Below are 12,138 nucleotides of genomic sequence, written 5' to 3'. Positions count from 1 at the left end.
GAGATCACGATACGCGGCGGGTCCGACAGTCAGCCGGGACGCCACCCCCGGCTGCGCGCCTCCCAGTAGGTCAGCCCGAGCCGCCGGTGCAGCTCGACGGCGGCCTCGTTGTGCTCGCGCGCCTCCCGTCCGCGGCCGAGCCGCCGGGCCAGCTCGGCCAGCACGTCGTGCACCGAGCCCCAGGCGGCGCTGCCCATGCCCATGACGATGAGCTGGCCGGCGCTGGGCAGCAGCCGTTCGTACAGCTCGGCGGGGTCGGGCGTGCCGAGGCGGGCGGCCACCAGCCCCCAGACGGGGTGCAGGAAGTCGGCGGCCCAGTCCTCGCGCAGCTCCACCCCCCACCGGCCGATCAGCTCCCGGGCCAGCTCCGGCCGCCCGGCCTCCAGCGCGGCGAGCACGGCCAGCGGGCGCACCGGGCTCATCAGCGGCCGCTCCCCCGCCGCCACCAGCTCCGCCAGCAGCTCCGCGCCCCGGCCCTGGCCGCGCCGGCAGGTGTAGAGGGTGCCCAGGCGGCGCGCCTCGATCCCCCACAGGCTGCCGCCGAACGCGAGCCCTGGGAAGCGGGCGAGCAGGGCCTCGGCCTCGTCCCAGCGGGCGTGCAGGGTGTGCGCGGCGGTCTGGGAGACGCGGACCATGGCCTCCAGCTCGGGCCGGGCGACCTCGTGCAGGAGCTGCTCGCAGCGGTCCAGGTCCCTGGCCCACTCGGCCAGGTCGCCCGCGCGCAGCAGGCACGACATGCGCAGGACGCGCCCGACCAGCCGGGCCTCCCTCGGCAGGCCGGGCACGGCCAGCATCTCCTCGGCCGCCCGGCGCCGCGCGTCGTTGCGGCCCGGGACGAACCCGGCGATCAGGTAGTTGTTCAGCGCCTTGGCCAGCAGCATCGGGTCGTCCAGGCCGCGGGCCAGCTCGACGGCCTCCAGCGCCAGCCGCTCGCCCTCCGCGCGGCGCGGGCCGTAGTGCAGCTCGATGCCGAGCGTGCCGAGCAGCGCCGCCCTGGACGCCGGGTCCTGGCCGCCGGCGAGCAGGTCCTCCAGCACCGCGACCATCGTCTCGTCCACGACGCCGTACGGCCGCCAGTTCCACACCGACAGCCCGCCGAACACCGAGACAGCGGCCACCAGCGCGTCCCGGTCGCCGAGCCGCTGGGCCTGCGCGACGGCCTCGTCCAGGTCGCGGTGGGCGCCGGCGGCGTCGCCCAGGCTGCGGCGGGCCCGGCCCAGCTCGGTGAGCAGCCGGCAGCGCCGCGGCGAGTCGCCGGGCGGGAGGTGGGCGAGCGCCAGCTCCCACAGCTCGACGGCCTCCTGGTAGCCGTGCCGGGCGGCGGCCTGGGCGGCGGCCTCGCAGGCGTGCGTGACGGCCTTGGGCGCGCCGCCCAGCCTGGCCGCCGCGGCGAAGTGGCCGGCCAGCAGCGCCGGGTCGGCGCCGGGCACGCTCTCCAGGTGCAGGCCGGCGCGCAGGTGCAGCCGGGCGCGGGCGAGCGTGGTCAGGCCGGCGTCCAGGGCCTGGCGGACGAGGGCGTGCGAGAAGCGGTAATCGGCGGCCTCGGTCAGCAGCCCGGCGGCCAGGGCCGGCTCCAGGCCGGTCATGACGTCCTCGACCGGCCGCTCCACGAGCGCGGCCAGCAGGTCCACCTCGACCTCGCGGCCCGCGACGGCGGCGGCCCTGAGCAGGTCCAGCGTCCTCCCGGGCAGCCTGGCCAGCCTGCGGTCGATCACGTCGCGTGCGCCGGGCGGGACGAGATGGCGTTCGCGTTCGGGCAGCCGCAGCAGCTCGGTGAGGTAGAACGGGTTGCCGCCGGAGCGGTCGAGCAGCTCTTCCGGGTCGGCGCTCACCTCGCGCAGGCGCAGGAAGTCGCGCACCCCGTCGGCGTCGAACGGCGCGAGCGGCAGCCTGCGGCCCTCCCTGGACAGGGCGGCCAGGGTCTCGCGGAGCTGGGCCGGGTGACCGTCCGGCTCGGGCCTGAGCGTGGCCAGCACCAGGGCGGACGTGCCCGCCAGCTCGCCGGCGACGTGGCCGAGCAGCTTCAGCGAGGAGGCGTCGGCCCAGTGCAGGTCCTCCAGCACCAGCAGCAGCGGGCCGCCGCGCAGCGAGTCGAGCACGGCGTCGTAGAGGTCGAACAGCTCGGCGTGCGGCGACGGCGGGATCATGCCCGCCCGCGTCCACGGCCAGAACGCCGGGGCCCTGGCGTCGTCCAGGCACCTGCCCCACTCCACCCGGAATCCACGGGCGGCGGCCAGGTCGGCGGCGGCCCTGGCCAGGCTGGTCTTGCCGATGCCGGGCTCGCCGGTGACCAGCGCCAGCCCGCCGCGCCCGGCCCGCGCCGCGCCCAGCAGCTCCTCCAGGGTCCGCAGCTCCGCCTCCCGTCCCACCAGCCGCTCCCCCGCGCCCCGGCCCGCCATGGGCGGCGGCTCCGGAGCGGCCTCCGCCCCCCGGTCCGCCGCCGGGCGGCCGATCGTCGCGCCGGGGACGTCCAGGGCCGGGGACTGGTCGAAGACGGCCTGTTCCAGGCGTCTGAGCTCCGGGCCCGGCTCGATGCCCAGCCGTCCGGCCAGCAGGCCGCGCACCCGGCGCAGGGCGGCCAGCGCGTCGGCCTGCCGGCCCGCCCGGTAGAGCCCGAGCACCAGCAGCCGCCACGCCCGCTCCCGGTACGGGTACGCCTCGGCCAGCGCCTCCAGGTCGGGCACGGTGGCCTCGCCCAGCTCCAGCCGCGCCTCCAGCCGGTCCTCCTCGGCCGCCAGCCGCAGCCGCTCCAGCCGGGCCGGCACCTCGGGCGCGAGCCCGGGGAACTCGGCCAGCGGCTCGCCGCGCCACAGGCCGAGCGCCCGGTCGAGCACCCGCGCCGCCTCGCCGTGCCGTCCCCGCCGCACCAGCCGGGCGCCGTCGGCCGTCCAGGAGGCGAAGCGGGCGACGTCCGTCTGGCCGGGCGCGATGTCCAGCAGGTAGCCGGGCTCGCGGGTGAGCAGCACCCGGGGCGGCGTGCGCGGCCTGCGTCCGGGTTCGAGCACCCGCCGCAGGTGCGACACGTACGCCTGGAGCGTGGCGGTGGCCCTGGCCGGGGCCTCCCCCGCCCACAGCTCGTCGATCAGCCGGTCGAGCGGCACGATGCGGCCCGGTTCCAGCGCCAGCATGGCCAGCACCGCGCGCTGCTTGCGGGTGCCGAGGTCGAGCCGGACGCCGTCGGCGTCGTCCACCTCAAGCGGCCCGAAAAGTCTGAACTCCACAGACCTCAAGTCAACCCCAATTCCCACGCAAGTGGGACGACGCATCATTGATCACATGAACGAACTGAGGAACATGACGGCCGGCCCGGTGCTGCTCCCCGGCGACGACGGCTTCGACCAGGCGCGACGTCCTTGGAACGTGGCAGTTGGCCAGCCGGTGCGCGCGGTGGTCGAGGCGGCCGACGCCGACGACGTGGCCGCCGTGATCGGCTACGCCCGCCTGCACGGCCTGGCGGTCACGGCGCAGCCGAGCGGCCACGGCGCGTCGGGCGACACCGAGGGGACGATCCTGCTGCGCACCGGCCGGCTGGGCGGGGTGGAGATCCGCGACGGCGTGGCGCGCGTCGGCGCGGGCGTGAAGTGGGGCGAGGTGCTGGCGGCCGCGAGCCCGCTCGGGCTGACCGGCCTGGCGGGCAGCTCGCCGGTGGTGAGCGTGACCGGATACACCCTGGGCGGCGGCCTGAGCTGGTTCAGCCGCAGGTACGGCTTCGCCGCCGACAGCGTGCGCGCCGTCGAGGCCGTGGACGCCGACGGCGGCAGGGTCAGGGTGACCGCCGAGCGCGACCCCGAGCTGTTCTGGGCCCTGCGCGGCGGCGGCGGCGACTTCGCGATCGTGACGGCGCTGGAGTTCGACCTGCACCCCGCGCCCGTGCTGTACGGCGGCCGGATCATCTGGCCGGCCGACCGCGCCGAGCAGGTCATGGCGGCCTTCCGCGAGGTCACCGCCGGCGCGCCGGAGGAGCTGTCGGTGTGGTTCCAGCTCCTGACGCCGCCCGGCGCCCCCGGCTTCGTCATGGCCGACTGCACCTACCTCGGGGCCGACCCCGGGGCGCTGCTGCGGCCGTTCGAGGCGGTGGGCGGGGCGATCGCCGACACCAGGCGGCGGCTGCCGGTGGCCGAGCTGGCCTCGATCTGCGACGAGCCGGTCGACCCGAGCCCGGGCGTGGGCCACACCGAGCTGCTGACCAGGCTGGACGACGAGGTCGCCGGCGTGCTGGCCGGCGAGCCGATCGAGCCGCTGCTGGCGGTGCAGGTCCGGCACCTGGGCGGGGCCGTGGCCAGGCCGGTCGAGGGCGGGGGCGCGGTGGAGCGGCTGGCGGAGCCGTACCTCGTGCACGCGCTGGGCCTGCCGTCGCCGGAGGTGGCCGAGCGGATGGAGCGGCTCGGCAAGTCGCTGGTGCCGTTCAGCACCGGGCGGCGTCCGTTCACGATGCTGCACGGCGGGGAGCAGGCGGCGGCGGCGTTCTCGCCCGAGACGCTGGCCCGGCTGCGCGACCTCAAGCGCGCCCGCGACCCGCTGAGCGTCATCAGGTCCAACTTCCCGGTGCTGGGCTGACCGGCCTACGGCTCTTCGAGGACCAGGTCGCACGTCGCCCGGGGATCGAGGAAGGCGCACAACCGGGCGGCCTCGGTCAGCAGGGCGTCGCGATCCGTGCGGCGCAACGGGGTGAACGGCCGGATGCGCAACGTCCGGTCCCGGATCTGCCAGGTGCCCTGCCACATGCCGTCGACCAGGAAGGTGCCGGTGGTCGCGCCGTTGCCCGGAGGGAGCGGGACGGGGCGGTTGCCGGGGATCACCCGGGTCCGGTCCTTGTGTGACAGCAGCAGATTGTCGTATTCGGGGAGGAATCTGGGCGGGGCGGGCACGTCCTCGGCCGGGCGGGGCGCGTCGGGCAGGTCGTACCGCACCTGCCGCTCCTCCCCGCGGAACACTCGCAGGGGCAGCCGCTCCACCACCTCGCGCAGGTGGGTCAGCCCGGACCACAGCTGCACGTCCGCGACGCTCGCCGGGCCGAACGCGCCGAGATGGCGCAGCACCAGCGCGTCCACCGGCACCGGGCGCAGCGGCGCGCCCAGCCAGCTCTCCACCGGCGCCCACGCGGCGGGGCCGGTGCCGCCCCAGACGCCCCGCGGCGGCACCTGGCACAGCGCGAGGTGATGCGTGACCGCGTAGGCCAGCGCGCTCGGATCGGCGCCCGGCCGGCTCCGCGCGAGCAGCCTGCCGAGCTCGCCGCGGGTGCGCGGCCGCTCCGCCAGCAGCCGCCCGGCCTGGTCGAGCAGCGCCTCCCGGTCCGCGTCGCCGAGGCCGTGGCGGAAGTGCGCGCGGAAGCCGGCGGCGTGCAGCGGACGGAACAGCGCGCGCCAGCCCAGGCAGTCGCGCGCGCTGACGAGGTGCACGGTGTTGCGCATCAGGTGCAGCCGCACCACCTGGCGCTGCTCGGTCAGCGCCGACAGCTCATCCGGCGCGAAGCCCCGCAGCCGGGTCCACAACCCCACGTACGGGGCCAGCGGCGCCTGGGACTGCATGCCCCCCAGGTGCTCGATCGTGTCGACCGCCCGGCCCGGCGCGCGTTCCAGCAGGTACTGGCGGGCCAGCGTGGCCCGGTTGAGACGACGCCGGCTCAGCACGTCGCTCACCGCAGCGGCCCGAAGAAGGCCCGCAGGTCGGCCGCCAGCAGGGCGGGGGCCTCCATCGCGGGGAAGTGCCTGCCGCGCTCGAACTCGCTCCAGTGCGCGCCGGCCGGCGCGGGCACCAGCCGGCGCACGGTCTCGTCGGCGCCGAAGACCGCGAACCCCTGCGGCACGGCGGGCGGCGCGCCCCAGTCGGCGGAGTGGGCCTGCTCGTAGAGGGTGTGCGCGGCGGAGGCGCCGGAGCCGGTGAACCAGTACAGGCTGACCGTGGTGAGCAGCTGGTCGCGGTCGACCGGCAGGTCGGTCCATTCGTGGACCTTCTCGGCGATCCAGGCGAGCTGCAGCAGCGGCGAGTCGGCCAGGCCGTAACCGATGGTCTGCGGCCTGGTGTTCTGGATGGCCAGGTAGCCGGAGCCGTCCTGCTGGAAGGCGTCCATCCGGCTCAGGATCAGCTTGTCGACCGGGTCGTCGGCGTCGAGCCGGTCGGCGATCCCCGGCATGAAGGTGGCGACGTTCGCGGCGGTGAACGGATCGGTCACCACGTGCACGCCGACGACGTGCTCGCCGTCGAGGCCGGCGAGCAGGCCGGACACGCCCGCGCCGACGTCGCCGCCGTGCACGCCGTACCGCTCGTAGCCGAGGCGGCCCATCAGCTCGGCCCAGGCGCGTGCGGTGCGCCCCATCGACCAGCCGGTCCCGCCCAACGGCGTGGAGAAGGCGTAGCCGGGCAGCGACGGCGCGACGACGTGGAAGGCCGGGCCCTCGTCCGGGGCGACCAGCGGCTCGATCAGGTGCAGGAACTCGGCGACGGAGCTCGGGTAGCCGTGGGTGATCAGCAGCGGCCTGGCGTCGGGCCGGTCGGACCTGACGTGCAGGAAGTGGATGCGCTGGCCGTCGATCTCGGTCGTGAACTGCGGGTACCGGTTGAGCCGGGCCTCCTGGGCGCGCCAGTCGTACTGCGTGCGCCAGTACCCGGCGAGCTCCTTCAGGTGGCCGAGCGGCACGCCGCGGGTCCATCCGACGCCGGGCAGCTCGCCGGGCCAGCGGGCGTGGGCGAGCCGGTCGCGCAGGTGGTCGACGTCGGCCTGGGGGATCTCGACGCGGAAGGGCTGGATGTCGTCGCGCACGGCGCTTCTCCTTGTGAACGGCTCGGCCATGAGTGCTCTTGCGCTCATGCGGAGAACACTAGGAACATACGCGGAAAGGATCGTTCCTAGATCGTCGTCAGGATCGAAGAATGCTGGAAACCTCGGCGCGGCTGCTGCGCCTGCTGTCCCTCTTCCAGGCCAGGCGCGACTGGACGAGCACCGAGCTGGCCGCCCGGCTCGGCGTCACCACCCGCACGATCCGCAACGACGTCGGCCGGTTGCGCGCGCTCGGCTACCCGGTCGACGCGCGGCCGGGCGTGGCCGGCGGCTACCGGCTCGGCTCGGACGGCGCCCTGCCGCCGCTGCTGCTGGACGACGACGAGGCGGTGGCGGTCGCGATCGGCCTGCGCACCGCCGCGAGCGGCTCGATCGCCGGGATCGAGGAGACCTCGATGCGGGCGCTGGCCAAGCTGCAGCAGGTGCTGCCCGCGCGGCTGCGTCACCGGGTGAGCGCCTTCCAGTCGTACGCGCTGCCGATGCCGTCGCGCGGCTCGCAGGTGGATCCCGACGTGCTGACCGTGATCGCGAGCGCGTGCCGCGACCATGAGCGGCTGCGGTTCGACTACCGGGCGCATTCCGGGGCGGCCAGCCGGCGCTCGGTGGAGCCGTACCGCCTGGTGCACGACCGGCGGCGCTGGTATCTGGTGGCCTGGGACGTCGACCGGGACGCCTGGCGCACCTTCCGGGTCGACCGGATCGAACCGCGGACGCCGGCGGGGCCGCGCTTCACTCCCCGCGAGCTGCCGCCCGACCACGAGATCACGGCGCGGGTGGCCCGCGGGGCCGGCGAGGCGACCTGGCGCTACCGGGCGCGGGTCATCGTGCACGCGCCCGCCTCGCACGTGCGCGACCGGCTGCCGATCCCGGTGGACGTGCAGCCGCTGGGCGAGGACCGGTGCGTGTTCGAGCCGGGCTCGGACCATCCGGAGATGCTCGCCCTCCACCTGGGCCTGCTCGACGCGGACTTCACGGTCGAGGACTCGCCGGAGCTGGTGGCCGCGCTGCGCACGCTGACGAGCCGCTACCAGCGCGCGATCGCCGCCGCCGACCAGCCACCCGGCACGCCTTAAAAGGCCGCGCCCGGCCAGGCGACGCCCGCCGGTGCCGCGTCAGGCGAGGTCGCCGTGGCGGCCCGCGCCGGCGGCGAATCTGGCGGCGCCCTCCGCGGCGTCCGGCAGCGAGACCAGGCCGTGGCGCAGCTCGTTGCGCATGGCCTCCTCCTCCGGCAGACCGTGCTGCTCCAGCAGCGACATGCGGTCGCCGCGCAGGCACGCCTGCGGGAACGCGGCGATCCGCGCGGCCAGCTCCTCGGCGTGCCGCCGGGCCGTGCCGGTGGGCACCAGGCGGTTGACCAGGCCCATGTCACGGGCCTCCGGGGCGCTCACCGCGCGGCCGGTGAGGATCATGTCCATGGCACGGGAGGCGCCGACGAGCCGGGGCAGCCGCACCGTGCCGCCGTCGATCAGCGGCACGCCCCAGCGGCGGCAGAAGACGCCGAACACCGCGTCCTCCTCGGCCACCCGCAGGTCGCACCAGAGGGCGAGCTCCAGCCCGCCGGCCACCGCGTGCCCGGCGACGGCCGCGATCACCGGCTTGGACAGGCGCATCCTGGTGGGCCCCATGGGGCCGTCGCCGTCCTCGCCGACGTGGTTGTCCAGCGCCTTGAGGTCGGCCCCGGCGCAGAACGTGCCGCCCTCGCCCCACAACACCGCCACGGCCGCGTCGGAGCGCTCGAAGCCGGCGAACGCGTCCGTGAGCGCGTCGGCGGTCTTCCTGTCCACCGCGTTGCGCGCCTCCGGCCTGCTGATGACGACGGTGGTGACGGGCCCCTCGCGCTCGACGCGTACGGTCATGCGCCCCTCCTCCGGGGAACGTGCGGCTTCGCCTCGGGGAAACCTGCCGAGCGTACCCTCAGGCGAGGGCCCCGGCCAGCAACGCGTCGAAGTGGTCGGCGGCCGGGGCGTCGATGCCGCGCAGCGGGCCCCGCTCGGCCAGGTGCGCCTCGGCGTACAGGCGGGCGACCAGGGCCTTGCGCCCGTCGTCGAGGCCCCAGCCGGCCTGGTCCTCCAGCAGGGCGGCGGCGTAGACGTCGGCCATGAACTGGGCCAGCGGGTAGAGGCGTTCCTCGGCGAGCGCCGGGTCGAGGCCGTGCCAGGCCGCGACGGCCTTGGACAGGTCGTCGATCCGCGCGTGCACCAGGTCGGAGGTGGCCAGGGCGCGCAGGCGGGCCAGGAACGGCACGTGGGCCTCCTCGCGGAGCATGGCGCGGCGCACGTCCAGGCACAGGATGTTGTCGCCGCCCTCCCAGATCGGGTTGACCTGGGCGTCGCGCAGCAGCCTGGCCACCGGCCACTGCTCGATGTAGCCGTTGCCGCCGTGCACCTCGATCGCGTCGCTGGCCGCCGTCAGGCCGAGCCGGGCGGCGCGCAGCTTGATCAGCGCGGGCCCGAGCCGCAGCCGGGGGCCGACCAGGCCGTCGAACACCATCGCCTGGGCGGCCTCGACCTCGACGATCAGCTCGGCCAGCTTGCGGCGCATCAGGGGCTGGTCGATGAGCGGGCGGCCGAACGCCTCGCGGGAACGCGCGTAGCAGACCGACTCGACCAGGGCCCGCCTGGCCACGCCGACGCCCATCATGGCCACGCCCAGCCGGGAGGCGTTGGTGAGCTTCATCATCGTGCCGAGCCCGGAGCCGGAGCCCCGGCCGGCCAGCAGGAACGCCTCGGCGTCGGTGAACTCGACCTCGGCCGAGGCGACCGAGCGGGTGCCCAGCTTGTCCTTCAGCCGCCGGATGCGCACCCCGTTGCGCGAGCCGTCGCGCCGCTCCCACAACGCCAGGAACGGCGCCACCGACCCGTCGGGCGTGCGGGCGAGCACCACGAACGCCGAGCCGTTGGCGTTGGAGGCGAACCACTTGAACCCGGTCAGCCGCCACGCCTCCCCGTCGGGCTCGGCCCACGCCTCCAGGGCGGCCAGGTCGGAGCCGCCGGTGCGTTCGGTGAACATCTGAGCGGCCTCGCCGGAGTAGTAGCCGTCGGCGAAGATCTCCCGGACCCGGTCGCGCACGTCCGGCGGCGCGTGCTTCTCGGCCAGCGAGACCACCATGTCGCCGCCGGTGCCGAGTGCGCAGCCCATCCCGATGTCGGCCTGGTCGAGCAGGTACGTCCAGGCCGCCGCCAGCGCGGCCGGATCCGCCCCGTTCGCCCGTGCCTCCTCGGCGAACGACGGCGAGGTGAAGTTGTCCTCCATGAGCGCCGCGCGCGCGGCCTGGAAGGACGGCGGCATGACGACCCGGCTGACGTCCCTGCCCCACTTGTCGTACTTCTCCAGGCGGGGCGGGTTGCGGTCGGTCTCCTCGGCGCACTCGGCGACCAGGCCGCCCATCAGCGCGCCGAGCCGTTCGAGGTGGGGCTCGGCCCAGGCGAAGCCGTCGCCGAGGTGGCGCCGCATGAGCAGGCGCAGCGTGGGGTCGCAGGTCCACCAGTTGCGCCCGGCCGCCCCCTGGTAGCGCTCGGTGGCGTAGCGGTCGCTGTGGTCGAAAGGTTCGATGAGATACCGGCCCATACTCGCGAGTGTTACATATAATCAACACGCGATGGAAGACCGTAACACCTCACTCAGCGCCCGGTCGGCGGTGCTGAGCGCGCTGCTCGGCAGCCACCCGCCCCGGCTGCCCGCCCGTCACCTGGTGCGCATCGGCGCGCTGTTCGGCATCGCAGAGGGCACGGTCCGGGTGGCGCTGTCGCGCATGGTGGCGGCCGGCGACCTGACCCAGCAGGGCGGCCGCTACACGCTGTCCGAGCGGCTCGTCGAGCGCCAGGCCCGGCAGGACGAGAGCCGCGACCCGCACACCAGGCCGTGGGACGGCACGTGGGAGGTGGCGGTGGTCACCGCCGAGCGGCGCGCCCCGGCCGACCGGGCCGCGTTCCGGCACACGATGTCCGCGCTGCGCATGGGCGAGCTGCGCGAGGGCACCTGGCTGCGTCCGGCCAACCTGGTGCGCGAGTGGCCCGAGACCGTCACCGCGCAGTGCACTTTGATCGACGGCCGCCCGCACGGCGACCCCACCCCGCTGCTGTGGGACCTCGACGGCTGGGCGGCCGAGGCGGGCCGGCTGGAGCGGGCGCTCGACCGGGCCGACGGGCTGGCCGAGGGCTTCCTGGTCTCGGCCGCCGTGCTGCGCCACCTGCTGGCCGACCCGCTGCTGCCCGCCGAGCTGCTGCCCGCGAGCTGGCCGGGAGCCGCCCTTCGGGCCCGCTACGACGCCTTCGACCGCCGCTACCGCGAGGTCCTGCGCGCGCACATGGAGGGCTGAGCCCCCTCCTGAATCAGAGTTCGACGCCGAAGACGATGCGCTTGTTCCTGAACTCGGTGACGCTCCACACCTTGCCGCCGCGCACCGTCAGGTCCTCGGGCCCGATCGGGTACGGCCTGGTCAGCAGCTTGTCGCCGCTGTGGACGAGCAGTCTGCCGTTGGTGGCGGCGTCGGCCGCCTGGCTCAGGTACCACTTGCCGCCCCACGAGACCGCGCCCTGGATCTTGGGGTGGCCCATGACGAAGGCGTCCTTGGGCGTGCCGTCGGTCAGCGGCAGGTTCCAGCGGGCGACCCACCCGCCGGGGTCGTTCTCCCGGTACTCGCCCGCGACCAGCGCGGGCGTGCCGCCGCTGCGGTCGACCGACAGGAACGAGAAGTGCGGCCCGCCGCGCGCGAGCTTCCAGCAGTCGCTCTGCGGGAGCAGGTAGCGGTAGCCGAAGGCGTGGAACCGGCCGCCGGAGCGCCCGATGCGCGCGGGGTCGCCCAGGTCGGGCTGGGCGGTGCGCAGGTCGAGCAGGTTGCCCAGGTCGAAGACGCGCAGGCCGTTGTAGGTGTCGGCGACGTAGAGCAGGTCGCCGTGGCAGGCCAGGCCGCCCGCGTGCACGTCGATCGGCCCGTACGAGCCGTCGGGCCTGGCCTCGACCAGCAGCGCGTGCTGGTACTTCAGCGTCCGGGGGCTCAGGAACGACACCCTGATCCCCCGCTCGCCCGCCGCCGGCTTGAAGTACCAGCTCACCAGCAGCACCGGCACGCCGATGGCGCCGGACTCCTCGCCGCAGGTCACGCCCTGCGGGTACCAGTCGACCGTGTCCTGGTCCTTGGCGTCGAAGGCGTACCAGTCCGCCGGCCTGGGCCGCATCGAGCCCAGCGCCGCCGTCGCGCCCTTGTGGACGGCGGTCCTGTTGGCGTGGGCCAGCAGGGCCTCGACCCCGGTCGCGCCGATCTCCCCGGCCAGCTTCGCCGCCCCCGTGGCCAGCGTCCCCGTGGCCCGCGTTAACGCGTAGGGCGCCTTGTCGGCCGGTACCATCCCCGTCGCCGCCAT

General features: G+C 75.4%; 9 protein-coding genes. 3 read left to right on the top strand and 6 right to left on the bottom strand.

Translation table 11 applies throughout. From position 1 onward, the window contains the following. Positions 1–29 precede the first annotated feature (29 nt). Positions 30–3,221, bottom strand: a complete 3,192-nt coding sequence (locus ACIBK9_RS39505; RefSeq protein ID WP_397163929.1) for a BTAD domain-containing putative transcriptional regulator — start codon at positions 3,219–3,221, stop codon at positions 30–32. Between the two features lie 55 nt (positions 3,222–3,276). Between ACIBK9_RS39505 and ACIBK9_RS39500 the strand changes: the two genes are divergently transcribed. Next, positions 3,277–4,557, top strand: coding sequence for an FAD-binding oxidoreductase (locus ACIBK9_RS39500; RefSeq protein WP_397163927.1), 1,281 nt, complete (start codon positions 3,277–3,279; stop codon positions 4,555–4,557). Positions 4,558–4,562: 5 nt separating this feature from the next. Here the strand turns inward: ACIBK9_RS39500 and ACIBK9_RS39495 are convergent, their stop codons facing one another. Both ACIBK9_RS39495 and ACIBK9_RS39490 read right to left on the bottom strand, forming a co-directional pair. After that, positions 4,563–5,639, bottom strand: coding sequence for a winged helix DNA-binding domain-containing protein (locus ACIBK9_RS39495; RefSeq protein ID WP_397163925.1), 1,077 nt, complete (start codon positions 5,637–5,639; stop codon positions 4,563–4,565). Continuing rightward, positions 5,636–6,808 (bottom strand): epoxide hydrolase family protein, encoded by a 1,173-nt coding sequence (locus ACIBK9_RS39490; protein ID WP_397163924.1) that lies wholly within the window; start codon positions 6,806–6,808, stop codon positions 5,636–5,638. Before ACIBK9_RS39490 ends, ACIBK9_RS39495 begins: the two co-directional genes overlap by 4 nt. A gap of 62 nt (positions 6,809–6,870) precedes the next feature. On the opposite strand from ACIBK9_RS39490, the gene ACIBK9_RS39485 reads away from it, so the two are divergent. After that, the gene (locus tag ACIBK9_RS39485; protein ID WP_387664679.1) at positions 6,871–7,851 is read left to right on the top strand and encodes a helix-turn-helix transcriptional regulator; all 981 of its coding nucleotides are present in this window, start codon (positions 6,871–6,873) and stop codon (positions 7,849–7,851) included. Between the two features lie 39 nt (positions 7,852–7,890). Here the strand turns inward: ACIBK9_RS39485 and ACIBK9_RS39480 are convergent, their stop codons facing one another. Together ACIBK9_RS39480 and ACIBK9_RS39475 are read right to left on the bottom strand one after the other, a co-directional pair. Continuing rightward, a complete protein-coding gene (locus tag ACIBK9_RS39480; RefSeq protein WP_397163923.1) occupies positions 7,891–8,634 on the bottom strand; it encodes a crotonase/enoyl-CoA hydratase family protein in 744 nt (247 codons plus the stop codon). Positions 8,635–8,692: 58 nt separating this feature from the next. After that, positions 8,693–10,345, bottom strand: a complete 1,653-nt coding sequence (locus ACIBK9_RS39475; RefSeq protein WP_397163921.1) for an acyl-CoA dehydrogenase family protein — start codon at positions 10,343–10,345, stop codon at positions 8,693–8,695. Positions 10,346–10,376: 31 nt separating this feature from the next. On the opposite strand from ACIBK9_RS39475, the gene ACIBK9_RS39470 reads away from it, so the two are divergent. Then, the gene (locus ACIBK9_RS39470; RefSeq protein ID WP_352356883.1) at positions 10,377–11,096 is read left to right on the top strand and encodes a PaaX family transcriptional regulator C-terminal domain-containing protein; all 720 of its coding nucleotides are present in this window, start codon (positions 10,377–10,379) and stop codon (positions 11,094–11,096) included. Positions 11,097–11,109: 13 nt separating this feature from the next. Here ACIBK9_RS39470 and ACIBK9_RS39465 read toward each other — a convergent pair whose 3' ends face one another. After that, positions 11,110–12,138: a hypothetical protein gene (locus ACIBK9_RS39465; protein WP_397163919.1), complete on the bottom strand. Its 1,029-nt coding sequence runs from the start codon at positions 12,136–12,138 to the stop codon at positions 11,110–11,112.

This window comes from Nonomuraea sp. NPDC050227, from assembly GCF_044459705.1.
Taxonomy (GTDB): Bacteria; Actinomycetota; Actinomycetes; order Streptosporangiales; family Streptosporangiaceae; genus Nonomuraea.
This window is presented reverse-complemented; position numbering and strand designations above follow the sequence as displayed.